The 13,876-nt window shown below is 60.9% G+C and carries 11 protein-coding genes; 8 read left to right on the forward strand and 3 right to left on the reverse strand.

Annotated elements, in window-relative coordinates; translation table 11 throughout:
• Nucleotides 1–28 precede the first annotated feature (28 nt).
• On the reverse strand, nucleotides 29–3,103 hold the full coding sequence (locus LG300_RS14755) for an efflux RND transporter permease subunit (RefSeq protein ID WP_404376061.1): 3,075 nt from the start codon (nucleotides 3,101–3,103) through the stop codon (nucleotides 29–31).
• On the reverse strand, nucleotides 3,090–4,247 hold the full coding sequence (locus tag LG300_RS14760; RefSeq protein ID WP_404376062.1) for an efflux RND transporter periplasmic adaptor subunit: 1,158 nt from the start codon (nucleotides 4,245–4,247) through the stop codon (nucleotides 3,090–3,092). Before LG300_RS14760 ends, LG300_RS14755 begins: the two co-directional genes overlap by 14 nt.
• Nucleotides 4,248–4,346: 99 nt before the next feature.
• Between LG300_RS14760 and LG300_RS14765 the strand changes: the two genes are divergently transcribed.
• On the forward strand, nucleotides 4,347–4,997 hold the full coding sequence (locus LG300_RS14765) for a TetR/AcrR family transcriptional regulator (RefSeq protein WP_404376063.1): 651 nt from the start codon (nucleotides 4,347–4,349) through the stop codon (nucleotides 4,995–4,997).
• A 76-nt stretch (nucleotides 4,998–5,073) separates the two neighbouring features.
• On the opposite strand, the gene LG300_RS14770 is transcribed toward LG300_RS14765, so the two are convergent.
• Nucleotides 5,074–7,206 carry a PhoX family protein gene (locus tag LG300_RS14770; RefSeq protein WP_404376064.1) on the reverse strand — a complete coding sequence of 711 codons (2,133 nt, stop codon included), beginning with the start codon at nucleotides 7,204–7,206 and terminating at the stop codon, nucleotides 5,074–5,076.
• A gap of 255 nt (nucleotides 7,207–7,461) precedes the next feature.
• Between LG300_RS14770 and hemP the strand changes: the two genes are divergently transcribed.
• The 7 genes from hemP (at nucleotide 7,462) to LG300_RS14805 (ending at nucleotide 13,853) form a co-directional block, all read left to right on the forward strand.
• Nucleotides 7,462–7,629, forward strand: a complete 168-nt coding sequence (gene hemP, locus LG300_RS14775; protein ID WP_404376065.1) for a hemin uptake protein HemP — start codon at nucleotides 7,462–7,464, stop codon at nucleotides 7,627–7,629.
• 84 nt (nucleotides 7,630–7,713) lie between these two features.
• On the forward strand, nucleotides 7,714–9,687 hold the full coding sequence (locus LG300_RS14780; protein ID WP_404376066.1) for a TonB-dependent receptor domain-containing protein: 1,974 nt from the start codon (nucleotides 7,714–7,716) through the stop codon (nucleotides 9,685–9,687).
• A gap of 15 nt (nucleotides 9,688–9,702) precedes the next feature.
• Complete coding sequence (locus LG300_RS14785; protein ID WP_404376067.1) at nucleotides 9,703–10,755, forward strand: ChuX/HutX family heme-like substrate-binding protein; 1,053 nt, start codon at nucleotides 9,703–9,705, stop codon at nucleotides 10,753–10,755.
• Nucleotides 10,752–11,615, forward strand: a complete 864-nt coding sequence (locus LG300_RS14790) for a hemin ABC transporter substrate-binding protein (protein WP_404376068.1) — start codon at nucleotides 10,752–10,754, stop codon at nucleotides 11,613–11,615. The genes LG300_RS14785 and LG300_RS14790 overlap by 4 nt, the downstream gene beginning before the upstream one ends.
• A gap of 38 nt (nucleotides 11,616–11,653) precedes the next feature.
• Nucleotides 11,654–12,646, forward strand: coding sequence for a FecCD family ABC transporter permease (locus LG300_RS14795; RefSeq protein WP_404376069.1), 993 nt, complete (start codon nucleotides 11,654–11,656; stop codon nucleotides 12,644–12,646).
• Nucleotides 12,640–13,413 (forward strand): ATP-binding cassette domain-containing protein, encoded by a 774-nt coding sequence (locus LG300_RS14800; RefSeq protein WP_404376070.1) that lies wholly within the window; start codon nucleotides 12,640–12,642, stop codon nucleotides 13,411–13,413. The genes LG300_RS14795 and LG300_RS14800 overlap by 7 nt, the downstream gene beginning before the upstream one ends.
• Before the next feature lie 104 nt (nucleotides 13,414–13,517).
• The gene (locus LG300_RS14805; protein WP_404376071.1) at nucleotides 13,518–13,853 is read left to right on the forward strand and encodes a DUF6482 family protein; all 336 of its coding nucleotides are present in this window, start codon (nucleotides 13,518–13,520) and stop codon (nucleotides 13,851–13,853) included.
• Nucleotides 13,854–13,876: the final 23 nt, after the last annotated feature.

Genomic DNA, 13,876 nt, shown 5'->3' on the forward strand with positions numbered 1-13,876 from the left:
TGAGCGCTTAACTGGCGATGCTATGGCATCAGCTCTGGCTGCTTTCACCACCAGAAGACGCCACCCACAGCCGATAGAGCGCTGGCGTGAAGAAAAACGACACCAGCGTAGCTAGCAGTAGTCCAAAACCCACCGTTTGGGCAAACGGCGGCCATAGGCCACCGGCAGCGACCATCAGCGGAATCAATCCGGCAAAGGTGGTGATGGTGGTAGACACAATATGCCGGCTCGTGGGGCCGCTGATGACCGCGAGCATGGCTTCCGTATTGCCTTGCCGGGCAGCGTCATCGTCATCAAAGGCGGCAATAATGATAATCGTGGCATTGATGGCGACGCCCACCAAGCCCATCACACCGACAATAATCACGAAGCCAAACGCATGGCCGCTCAGCAGCAGCGCTACTATCCCCATGCCCATGGCCTGGGCGCCGGCAATAAACACAATGGCAGCGCGGCGGAAGGAGTTAAACGCCAGCACCACCGTAGCCACCATCGCAATCACCAGTAACACCACCGATGCCAGCAGTTGACCGACCGCCTCATCGCGCTCGGCGGCTTCCCCGCCGATCTCGAGGCGATACCCGGCTGGCAACGTCAGCTCACCTTTCTCAAGCGCCGCCTGAAGCTTGGCATCCAGCTGCGCCATGGATACTGCCGGTAGCGCATCGGCCACTAAATAGCCTTGCACCAGCTGCACACGCTCGGCATTGCGGCGGGTAATCACACTCCAGGAGGGGGCGAGGTAGCTTTCGGCCACGGCGGCTAACGGCAAACCCTCGCTGGCCTGGTCACTCACCAGGCGCAGTGCGGCAAGCCGCTCAGCATCGGTACGCCACTCATCCGCATAACGCACTCGCACCGGCAGCTGCTGCGTATCTTCCAACAACATACCGGCAGGCTGGCCGGAGAGCGCGGCACCCACCTGCTCCGCTAGGTTCTGCGGTGTCAGCCCGACATCGCCCAGCGCGGTGTGGTCGATATCAAGCATGAGCCGGGGCAGGTCACGCTGCATTCCTGCGCGCACGTGGGTGACCTGGGGTAGCTGATGCATCAGGCCCGCCAGCTCCAGCCCCAGGGATGAAAGCACCTCCAGGTCATCGCCATACACACGTAGCTCAATGGGCGCTTTAAAGGGTGGCCCCTGCTCGTATTTACGCACGACGCTCTGGGCTTGGGGAAAGCGTCGGTCAAGGGCTTGCTGCAGCCGCGGCACCTGCTGATTGGTGACTTCTAACGACTCCGTATCGACGATCAGATGCAGAAACGCGGGGTTGTTATCCTCATGGGTCAACACGTTGTAATACATCATCGGCGCACTTTCACCGATAAACGAGGAGACGCGCACCACGCCCGGCAGCTCGCGCACCATGCCGTCTACTTCGTGGGCCAACGCTTCTGTTTTGGCAATGCTGCTGGCAGCGGGCAGGCGTATTTCAATGTGGAACTGGTCGCGGTCAGCGGGTGGGAAGAACGCCACGTCTAGCGTCGGCATCAGCGCCATTCCGCCCACCGGCACGCATAGGGTGATCACCATCGCCGCGACAGGGTAGCGCAGGGCGCTGCGTACCGCGCCGCGAAACGCCCACTTCATCGCGCTATCCCGCGGGGCGGGCGGTTTGGCGGCTACCTTGGCCAGCAGCATGGGGGATAGCGCGGGCACCAGCAGTAGCGAAACCAGATAAGAGCTGACCAGCGCCACCATCACCGCCATGGCGAGCGGCCCGACAAACTCCCCAGCGGGGCCTGGCATCAGCACGATGGGCATAAAGGCTAAAATGGTGGTGAGCGTGCTGGCGAGCAGCGGCACCGCTAAATGGCGCAGCGCATCGCGGGTGGCGGCCAGCGCGGAATCCCCTTGGAGGAAGCGCTCGCGCAGGGCATTGGTCATTACAATGGCGTTATCCACCATCAGCCCCAGTGCGACAATAATGCCGATAATGCTCATCTGGTGGATGTCTATCCCTAGCGGCTTAAAGAGCGCCAGAGTGAGCAACGCCGTTGCCGGAATGGCTAGCCCGACGGTGAGCGCGGAGCGCCAGCCCATGGTTAGAAACAGAATCGCTACCACCAGTACCAGGCCCATCAGCAGGCTGAGTGCCACATCGCTTAGGCGCTGATTGGTATAGCTGGCCTGCTCGAACACCTCCTCTACCGCCAACCCTACCGGCAACTCGTCCGCAAACGTCGCCATCCGCGCCTGCGCCCGCGCCACCCAGAGGTCGATCCGCTGGCCAGGCTCCATGCGGGCACCCACAAACACGGCCCGCTCACCGTTGAGCAGCGCCACCGCGCGGGGTGGGTCCTGCACGCCACGGCGCAGTTCGGCAATTTCCCCCAGCTTGACACTCTGGCCCTGCCGAGTAGTGACGTTGACCTCCCGCAGCCGGTCAAGCGCATCAAATTCGCCGCTTAAGCCCACCGTGAGCCGATGCCCTTGCGTGACCACCTCGCCTGCCGTGCGGCGGCCGTCGCTGGCTTCAATGGCCGCTGCCAGTTGGCCCACGGAGAGCCCTAACGCGTTGAGTTCCAGCGGGTCGACCATTACCTCGACCTGCTCTCCAGCCACACCAAAACGGTGGGTATATTCGGTCCCCGCCACCTGTCGGAACGCATCTTCCAAGCGCTCTGCGTAGCGCTCCATCAGCTGCGGGTTGGGCGGTGTATCCAGCGTCCAGCGCAGCGCGGCCACAATGCTGAACGCGTAGCTACGGTCATCCAACAGCTCAGGCGTTTGTACGCCTTCCGGTAGCGAGGACGCTACATCACCCAGCTTATCGCGCACGCGGCTCCAGACCGGCGTGACATTGGTCACCGCATCGTCCAACTCCAGGCTAATCACGGCAATACCTTGCCGAGAAGTGGACTCCAGCACGTTAATCTCTGCAATCGTGCGGAGTTCCTGCTCGATCGGGCGCGCCACCAGGGCTTCGATTTGCTCGGGGGTTGCGCCCGGATACGGCGCCAGCACGGTGGCGTTGCGCGCCACCAGATGCGGGTCTTCCGCCCTGGGCAGGGTTTGGATGGCCGACAGCCCGGCAACAATCAGCAGGCCTAGCGAAAGTGCCAACAAGCGGCGATTAAACAACCACTCAATGCGCTGCATGGGCCACTTCCTCGCTAAGCGTGACCAGCTGCCCAGGCGTAACGCGGTGGGTGCCACTGCTAATTAACCGCATACCGGGGGCCAGCGTGCCACGTACAAAGGCGTCGTCGCCTTCGGTATGCAGCAGCTCTACGCTAGCCTGTGCCACACGGTAGCGCTCATTTTCCTGGGGTTCGGCAACCAGTACGTTCCACAACCCGCGGTCGGCGGCACGCAGTGCAGATAGCGGTACCCAGTAACCGCTGGCGGGTTCGGTCATCGAGTAGCTCAACTCGGCCAGATCGCCAGGCACCGCGCGGCTGTCACTTGTCAGCGCCACGACCAGTGTTTGCGTGCGGCTGTCGCTATCCACCTGGGGCAGGCGAGTGCGCACCTCGCCTGTAATTGACTGGCCGTTTACGTGCAGCGTGACGGACTCCCCCATGGTGAACGTCGCCGCTAGCCGAGCTGGCAAGCCAAGGTGGGCTTCTAGCTGGCGGGTATCCACGATATCGAAAGCGGCCGTGCCGCTGCTCACCAAGCTGCCCACATCAATATGGCGCTCTACCACCCGTCCAGCGAAGGGGGCTTTTAAGGTGCTGTCTTCTAAATCCGCCGTGAGACTATCGCGCTCGGCCGCTAGGGCAGAGAGTCGCGCTTGCAGGGTTAAACGGTCGGTGCGGGCTTGGTCCAGCGCCGTGCGGCTGGCGAAGTTGCTTTGATTCAACTGCGCTTCACGCTCTTCCTGGCGCTGGGCAAGGGCGAGGCTGGCGCGGGCTTCTTCGCTGCGCGCTGCCACTTCGGCTAAACGGCTCTCCAGGCGGCGAGTATCCAGGGTAGCCAGCACCTCCCCTTGCTCTACGGCATCACCACGCTCGGCCAGTATGGTTGCCACCCGCCCGGCGGGTTCAAAAGCTAATGACACCGACTGGCGCGCGACCACCCGTCCGGTTAAACGAACCTCCCGCCTGAGCGTTTCTGCCTGGGAGAGCGGAAGCGTGGCCACCTGGAGCAAGGCGTTATCCGCCCCTTGCTGGCGCGCCTGCTGTGCGCTGCTGTGCTGGCTGGTTAGCAGTACCACCACGGCGACGGTAGCGCCTATCATCAGCAGTGCCGCCAGCGCGCCGCGCAGCCGGTGGCCCCAGGAAGTGTTTAACGTGCCCATGTTGGCCTCAAAATGATTTATTCTTGAACGGTATCGTTCACTATAATATGTGTACGCTGCCGTTCAATAACTATTTACGCATGGCCAGGGGTTCATTGCATGACAGACGCTCAACCGCCGTCATCTGACCAAAAGCGCAGCGCGGGCCGCCCTAAAGATATGGCGAAACGCGATGCGATGATGGACGCTGCGGCGTGCCTGTTTTTCCGTAATGGCTTGGAGGCCGTCACCATGGAGGCCGTTGCGCGGGAGGCAGGCGTTTCCAAAGTAACGGTGTATGGGCACTTCACGTCTAAGGAAGCGCTGTTTGGCAGCGTGATTCGGCGGGAAACTGCGACGATTCGGCAAGGGCTAGCGCAGCTCCCCGACACCCACGACGCGGTACGCCAATCGCTCATTGAAGTGGGTATCGGTATGGTGCGCTTTTTATTGGAACCCCACGTATTGGCGGTTGAGCGAGTGATGAGCCAGCAGGGCGAGCAGCACCCCAAGCTACTACAGGCGTTTTTTGAGGCGGGCCCCTGGGCCATCACCCAGTGGCTAAGGGAAAAGCTGGAAGGGCTGGCCAGCGCCGGGCACCTCACCCTACCCACCCCCGCGCTAGCTGCCGATCAACTCTGCAGCATGTGGCAGGGGATGCTCATCAAAGAAGTCCGTATGGGCGTGCGCCCACCGCCCACGGATGAGGAACTCAAGCGCCAAGTCACCAGCGCCGTGGACGTGTTTTTAGCGGCGTATGGGCGGCGTTGATATGCCCTTCCTAAAAAAAGCCCCGCATTCGCGAGGCTTTGGTGACTGCTTGAAACAGCGGTAGCACGCTAGCGGTTTACACCCCCACCGGCCCACCATCGCGCTTCTGAATCACCACGGTAGCGGCGCGGGGGCGTACCTGGCCGCTGGCGGCAGCGGTGGCGTCTTGCACCAGGGCGTTGCCATCGGCGGGCCAGTTGCCGGGGTGTTGGATGTTGATAAACAGCGCGGTTTTATCCGGCGTGGCAAAGATGCCGGTGACTTCACACCCGTTCGGGCCGACCGCAAAGCGTTTGAGCTGCTGCTGGTTGCTGCTGTTGATCACCGGCCCGGTGCCGCGAATATCCTCCAGCCCATTGGGCACTACGGCCAGTAGCTGGTCGTTGGTGTGCTCGGTAACGCCTTCGTAGCCGTTGTCGGTCTGAATCCACAGGATGCCTTGGCCATCTTCACGCTCATCGAACCACAGGCCGTCGGGGCTGGCGAACTGGTTCATCTCGTTTAGCCCGGAGTGGTTATCCGCGTCGTCGGCTGCTGCGCCAAACACAAATACTTCCCAGGTGAAGGCGTTGGGCAAGCGGCTCTCCCGCCAGCGAATCACATGCCCAGCCTCGTTGTTGGCCCGTGGGTTAGTGGCATTCGTCGGGGCTGTGGCAAACCCTACCCCCGGCTGGGCAATATCGCTGCCTTCGTTAGTGAAGGTAGCAGCCGTACCCTCTTCACTGCGCTTTGAGTTATTGGTGAGGGTGAGGTACACCTCGCCGGAAGCGGGGTCTACCGTAGCCCACTCGGGGCGGTCCATCGGCGTTGCCCCCATCAGGTCGGCGGCATCGCAGGTGTTGATGATGATACCGGCAAGATCGCTCTCGGCCAGGCCAAGCGCGGCGGCCAACGTGCGGCCATCCTGAGTCTTGGCACTCGGCGTTAACGGCAGCCACTCACCGCTGCCATCCGCGTGGAAACGCGCTACGTAGAGCGTGCCGTTGTCCATGTACTTGCTGCCGATGGCGAGACGGTCGTACTCCTCACCGGGGCGGTTGGCATCGGCGGGGTCCCAGGCGGCGTCGGAGACGTACTTGTAGACATACTCGTTACGGGCGTCGTGGCCTGAATAGAAGACGATAGGCTTGCCTGCTTCTAATTTACCCAGCCAGCACCCTTCATGGCGAAAGCGCCCCAGCGCCGTGCGCTTCACCGCGCGGGCGCCGCTGTAGGGGTCGACTTCTACTTGGTAGCCGAAAGTGCGCGCTTCGTTGCGGTAGTCATCCTCGGCACGCTCACCGCGTGGGGTGATGTCAAAGCGGGCAAACTCGCCGTTCTGCTCGGTGGCGTCGCCCGCCGAGGTATCCCAGCCGTAGCGGCTCTTGTCGGTGGGAATGCCGATGCGCGCATCATCCTGGAAGCGCTCGCCACGGTTGACGAAAATATCGGGCCAGTTCTCTTCACAGGCGATATAGGTGCCCCAGGGCGTCACGCCGTTACCGCAGTTGTTATTGGTACCGCGAGTCTGCGTGCCGTCAGGGGAGAACTGCGTTTTCACATAGTCGCTACCCGCCACGGGGCCTGCGAGATCCATCACCGTGGCGCTGGTGAAGCGGCGGTTATAGGGGGAGTTGGCAACGTGAGTCCACTGGCCATTGGCGCCTTTTTCCACTTCAACAATGGTCACGCCGTGGGCATTGATTTCGGTGCGTGACTCGTCTGCGGGGCGCGCCCCCTCTTCGGCATTGGTCGGCCCACCTTGGGGTGCCCATAGCGCTGCTTGGTCGATGTACTCGTTGTTTAGCGCCAGTACAAAACGGCGCGAGGCGTTATCCGCATCCAGGGCAAAACCGGCCATGCCGTCGTGGTGCATCCCCACGCTCATCGCTTGGCGCTCGGGCGTCATGGGCTGGTCAGCCTGCCACTCCTGGCCTTCCTGCAGCGGCGTGCCCCAAGGCACCAGCACTTGCGCCACGTAGCCTTCCGGCACAACGACCGCATCCGTGCGGGAGCCTTTAACCGCTTCAAAGGCGAGGGTTAACGGCGTTTTCGCCTGATCACCCGCCAGCGCTTGAGCGGCACCGCCAAACCCCAGCATGGAGGCCGCTGCTAACCCCAGGCCGCCCCGCATCACAGCGCGACGAGAAACGTGCTGGGCCAGCACCTCAGCAAACGGCTGGTTGTGGCTTTGGTTAAACAGGCGATGATCTTCGATTTCCTTGCTCATAATGTCCCCCTCATTTTCGTTGGCGTAGTCATTGGCAGAGTCATTGGCAGAGTCACTGACATCGTCATAACGGTTTGCTAAGGAGGCTAGTAGCGCAAAATGAAATGCGTATGACGGTCAAGCGACCATTTAATGACGGCTAGCTGACACATGGGTATATGTCACCCCAAGGAAGGCAGCTCAGCGCTTGAAGCAGGTGAGAGATACTGATACATTAATGCTAATAGTTATCATTAGCACAGGAAATAACATCTCATGCAGCCTAGGAAGAAATATGCCTCGCCTGAAGGCTCGCCTAGCGCCCAACGTGAGGTCACCAGCCAAGCACTGCTAGGCCAAGAAGGCCAACTGGTGATTCATCATGACCAGCGGCGCTACATTTTACGCCGCACTAAAAGCGGCAAACTAATTCTGACGGCATAACCCCTTTTCGCTTCAGCCAGCCAGGTAGCCCATCGCACCCAGCCAGCAACTCACTCCATCACCCTTTGTTGGAACTGCTGGCCCATGAAACCTACCTACCCCCTCGGCGTTTGCCTTGCCTTACTGCCACTACTCACTGCACAAGCAAGCGAGACGGAACTAACCTCGATGACCGTCACGGGCACGCGAGCGCCTACAGACCTGTCTCGAGCACCGCTGATCATTGATGTGATTCGTCGTGATGATGCTGTGCTCTCCACGGCCACCCGTGTCGAAGACGTGCTTAGCCGCCAGCCCGGCTTGCATGTGGCGGGCCAGGGCCGCCGAAATGGCCAAACCTTGAGCATGCGTGGCTTTGGTCGCAACGGCGTGCTGGTTCGACTCGATGGCGTTCGCCAGGATATATCCACGGGCCATGTGGGTAATTTCTTTCTCGACCCAGCGCTGATCCAAGAAGTGCAGGTCGCCCGGGGCGCCCTTTCCAGCCTCTACGGCAGCAATGCGATGGGTGGCGTGGTGAGTTTTACCAGCGTAGAAGCAAACGACTTACTGGCACCGGGAAAAGAGAGCGGCGCCCGCCTTTCCCTGGGTGGCGCGACGGCCAACGATGAAGTACGGGGCAGTGTGACCGCCTTTGGGCAGCGACAAACGGACAATGGCCACTTAGATGGCGTGTTTTCCGTGGGTCACAGTGAGTCGGGCGATATTCGCCGCGCAGGAGGCCCACTGGCACCGGAAGAGGCGAGCTTAAACAGCCTGCTACTCAAAGGCGGCTGGCAGCCCAGCGACGAGCAGCGCTTTTTCGCTAGTTGGCAACATTACCATGAAGACACGACCCAACCTGCGAACCCGCAGCAGCGGTTGGCCACCGACAGCAACCCCTTACGCGACCGCGAGGTTGCCAGCCACAACGCCCAACTTGGCCACCGTTGGCAGCCAAGCGCCGTGACGGATGTGACCTCCCGATTAACGTTCAGCCAGCAAGACATTGATGAGCCGCAGGCTAGCCGAACGCTGGAACGCCTCGGTTTGCAGAGCGACGGCTACCACACCATAGAGCACGGCTGGCTCACCCAAACCCTCGTGTTTGGCGCAGAGCTAGAGCGCGCCCGACAGCGACCGGCAGGCGAAGCGAACGGTTTTCCCAACGCCGATATCGACACCCAGGCCGCCTATCTTGACACCACGCTCACGGCGGGCCGTTATTGGGCGGAAGGGGGAGCCGGGCAGTTCGATATCGGCCTGGGCGGCCGCTATGACCGTTACGACGCCAGCGGACAAAACGGCACCGACAGTGTCCATGACCAAATGTCACCACGGCTGCGCTTAGCATGGCGGCCCGACGACGCGCTGATGCTGTTCTCAGGCTATGCCGAAGCCTTCCGCGCACCTAGCCTCTCGGAGCTGTACGCCAATGAGCGCCACTTTGCAGGTTTTTGTGCAGGCCCCTCCTTCTGCACACCGGATAACTACTGGGTTCCCAACCCCAACCTGTCCCCTGAAACCAGTAGTACCTGGGAAAGCGGCCTAGTGTGGCAGCAAGGCGACTGGCAGGTGCGCGCCAGCTATTTCGACACTCGCGCCGATGACTTCATCGATACTCAGGTCGATATCATGGCCGGCACCACGCAAGCCGTGAACGTTCAACGAGCCCAGCTTTGGGGCTTTGATGCCCGCGTTACGTGGCAGCCTCGTGCGTTTCCGATGATCAGCAGCACCGCTGGCTTATCAGAGGTATCGGGGAAAGATCGCGATAGCGACGAGCCGCTGGGCAGCCAAACGCCATTGGAGCTCACGCTGGGCAGCGAAGTGACCCTGTATAGCCATCAGTTACGCCTAGGTTGGCAAGGCCGCTTCGCGCAATCCTTCGACAAACAGGGCAGCGATGCGCGCCTACCAGGTTACGGCCTGCACGACGTTCATGTGGCGTGGCAGCTGACTCCCACCGTCGACACTTCGCTGCGTTTAGCGAATGTAGGCGACAAACAGTGGTATCGCCCTGACGGCAGCTTGGGCGATGGGCGCAGCCTGCTCGCCACGCTTAACTGGCAGTGGTAATCCTGGAGGTGAATCATGATGTTATCGCAGCAAACGGCAATCTTAGACGCTTTTGATGCCGCACGAGCGGCGCAGCCGCGCCTGCCCGCCATCGATATTGCCGAACGCTTAGCCATTAGTGAAGGCGAGTTGCAAGCCGCACGCTTGGGCCGTGATGTATGGACACTGCCTTTGTCTCCACAAGCGCTCGCTGCCTATTTGCCTCAGCTTGGCAGAGTTAAAGCGCTCACCCGCTCGCGTCTGGCCGTTCTCGAGCAAACCGGTGACTACCCCGAACTGAGCGGCGGCGCTCACACAGGTCTGCTGCTCGACCCGGGTGGCCTCGACATGCGCTTGCTCTACACACACTGGCACTGGGCATGCTTAATTCGCGACCCCGCTTCCACAACGAGCGAACAGACAACCTGGCGCTGGAGCGTTCAAATCTTCAACCAACATGGCGTTGCCGTGCATAAGTGCTTTGCGCTGGAAATGCCGCTCCCCAGAGCCTGGGGCACCTTAGCTGCCATGGGCACACAAGATACACCGGCCTTTACGCAATGCATGCCGCGCACTCAACGCCCACTACCCAGCGCGCCAACGCTGGCCCAAGAGTGGGGTGCTATGCGCGATGTGCATCAGTTCTTCACGCTGCTACAGCGTCATCATTTAGAGCGCCTGGAAGCCAACCGTCTGATGGAGGGACGCTTTACTCAGGCGCTCCCCGTGGCAGCATTGGAAACGCTACTGCAACAAGCCAGTGAGCGGTCGTTACCGTTGATGCTTTTCGTTGCCAGCCCCGGCTGCGTGCAAATTCACACGGGCACCCTGCCTGCTCCTCAGCGGGCGCGTGGCTGGCTCAACCTGTTTGGTGAACGCTTCACCCTGCACCTTAACGACACCGACATTGACCAGCTATGGATGGTCAGCAAGCCTAACCGTGATGGCGGAGTTACCAGCGTCGAAGCCTTTGATGCCCAAGGCTCGCTCGTCTTGCAGCTCTACGCAGAGCGCCAAGAGGGCCGCGCTGAGCGCAGCGAGTGGCGACAGCTGCTCAATGAGTTACACCGCCATGAGGCCGTCGCATGAAGCTTGGCCACTACGCGATCAGCTTCCTTATGGCTATGATGCTGAGTAGCGCTGCCCAAGCCAGCGAGCGTTGGGTAGTGCTCGGCGGCGATATCGCTGAAACGGTGGATGCCCTGGGAGCAAGTATTAACGTGGTCGCCAGGGATGATACGGTTGTTTACCCCCCTGAGATGGCCGCGCTGCCTTCGGTGGGCTACCTTCGTCAGCTTTCTGCCGAGAGCGTGCTTTCGGTTTCGCCTGACCGCGTGCTCACTGCAGGCCACGCGGGGCCGCCCGAGGTGCTCGAACAACTGGCCGCTGTTGGCGTTGAGGTGAGTATCATTCCCGCCTCGACATCCCTCAACGGGATTGCCGATAAGGTGCGCGAGATCAGCCAGCATCTTGGCCATGAACCGGCCGGCGACACCTTGGCAGCCGCAATTGATACCAAGCTCGCACGGCTCGCCGAACAGCCGCCGCTACCGCCTCTCAAGGCCATGTTTATCTTGCACCATAGCGGGCTAACGCCCAGGGCAGCCGGACGCGATACTGCGGCTCACGCCACCTTGGAAGCCGTTGGCCTGCATAACGCCTTTGCAGAGATGCGGGGCTATCACAGCGTCTCGGCTGAATCGCTTGCCCATCACGCGCCAGACATCATCGTGATGTCGGCACGAGGGCTAGAAGCGCTGGGAGGCAAACAGGCGCTATGGCAACTGCCCGGCATGCGGCTAACGCCCGCTGGTCAAGCGCGGCAGTTAATCGTAATCGATGATCAGGCGCTGTTAGGCTTCGGCCCACGTGCGCCCGATCAACTCCTCGCACTGCGCCAACGCGTTGAGCAGTTGGTGGCCCAAGCGACGGCACAGGTAAACCCATGACGACGCACAGCTATCTATACCGACGGCCACTGTGTCTCATGCCCCGTTCAACGCAAGTGCTGGTCATACTCACTGTTGCGCTCATCGCAGCGCTCCTGTTGGGGGCCAGCACTGGGGCATTAGGCATCACTCCGTGGGCAGTGCTGAGCGGCCATGCCGATACCTTGAGTATTGAGGTGTGGTGGCAGCTGCGTCTCCCTCGCTTGCTGCTAGGCATGGCCGTAGGTGCCATGCTGGCCGGAAGCGGTGCCGCAATGCAGGGCCTCTTTCGCAATCCGCTGGCCGACCCGACGCTGCTAGGCCTCGCCAGTGGCGCTGGGCTATTCGTCGCGCTCTGGATTGTTCTGTTTCAGGAAGGTGCCGGTAGCCTGTATGGGCAATTTGCGGCAGGTTTTCTCGGCGCGCTGTGCGTGTGCGGTGTGGTATTCGGCATTGCCAAACGCCAAGGGGGAAGCGGCGGTGCCGTCATGTCGCTGCTGCTGGCGGGGCTGGCCATCAACACGCTCGCGGGCGCCGCGGGCGGCGTACTGGCCTTTGTCGCCAGCGACGAACAGCTGCGCCAACTCAGCCTATGGGGCATGGGTACGCTAACCAACGCGTTATGGCACACGACCGCGCTTGCCTTGGTGCTTATTGCTTTTGCCCTCTGGCTGTTGCTAGGCAGCGCCAAAGCGCTAGACCTCTTACAGCTGGGTGAGGCGACCGCCTATGCTGCCGGCCTCGATGCCACGCGGCTGAAGCGACGCATCGTGCTGGCAACTTCGCTGGGGGTGGGATTATGCGTAGCACTGACCGGGGTCATTGGATTTTTAGGACTGTTGGTGCCCCACTGCTTGAGGCTGTGGCTTGGCCCCGGCCATCGCCTGCTGCTGCCCGCTTCAATGTTGGGAGGCGCCATTTTATTGGTCATGGCCGACGCGCTTGCCCGCACCCTCGCGGCACCTGCCGAACTGCCCGTGGGGCTACTGACCAGCCTATTGGGTGGCCCTTATTTTCTCTATCTGCTCATGCGCCGCACTACATCATGCTAACGCTACAAGCTGCCGGTTTAACCACGCTTCCCGCCATTGCCCCGTTTAGCGCTACCCTGCACCCAGGTGAGCTACTTGCCATTGTGGGACCTAATGGCGCCGGAAAAAGTACACTGCTCAACATGCTATCGGGCTTTCGTCCCTGCGAACACGGTGCGCTTTTGCTCGATGGGCAACCACTGACATCGTGGCCTATCGATGCTTTGGCCCGCCGTCGCGCGCTCGTCGCACAGCAGGAACTCACGGGGTTCGATTGGCAAGTGACAGAGCTGATAGCGCTGGGAAGCCAACCAAGTCGAGCGTTAATATCGACGTTACTGGATGACCTGGACATCACTCACCTCGCACCCCGTAGCGTACTCTCGCTGTCTGGGGGCGAACGACAGCGTGTGATGATTGCCCGGGGGGTCTGTCAGCTGCTGTCTCACCGTTCTCCGGCCGCCAAGGATGGTGGCCTTCTACTGCTGGACGAACCAACCAGTGCGCTGGATATCGGCCAACAACAGCGCTTAATGCGCCAGCTGCGCACGTGGGCGACCCAACACCGTATGGCTATTGTCTGTGTACTGCACGATTTAAATCTCGCAGGCACCTATGCAGACCGTATCTGGTTACTGCATCAAGGTCAGCGCATTGCCGATGGCAGGCCCGGCGACGTGCTCGTTCCTGAACGCATCGCGACGGTGTATCAGGCAGAGATTACTGCGCTCTCCCACTCCACCGATGGCAAGCAGGGGAGATCACTGTGGCTTGCTTTGGCACAGTAGCCAGGGCAGAGACCAACCGGCGACATCGGATTAAAAATATCTATACAAATACAACGCACTCATTAGACTACATATAGATATTGTTAAGCTAATGAGGTGACGTCATGCCCGCACTTCCCCCTCGTTTAACCCTGGATGAGCTTTCTCAACTGGCCGAGCCGCTGCCTGATGTTGAGCTGCACGGGATTGATATGGGCTGGTATATCGTGCGGCTACACCGCGATGAGTCGGTCAGCTTGCTGGTCAATGCGCAGGGCGAAACCAAGCGCTTTAGCGGTACACAGTGGGTCAGCCGGGCACTCGCCCCGCTTGGCTTTACCCACGGCATTCTTACTTGGGCCGATGCCGCCGACGAGATGATTGGCAATCCTACACCACCGGTTTCTGCCCAGCAGCGGTTGCAGCATGGCGTCCGCGTGGCCTTTGCAACGCAGCACTAGGCAATACGTTACTAAACGCTTCA

The organism is Vreelandella aquamarina (genome assembly GCF_044805175.1).
GTDB lineage: Bacteria > Pseudomonadota > Gammaproteobacteria > Pseudomonadales > Halomonadaceae > Vreelandella > Vreelandella aquamarina_B.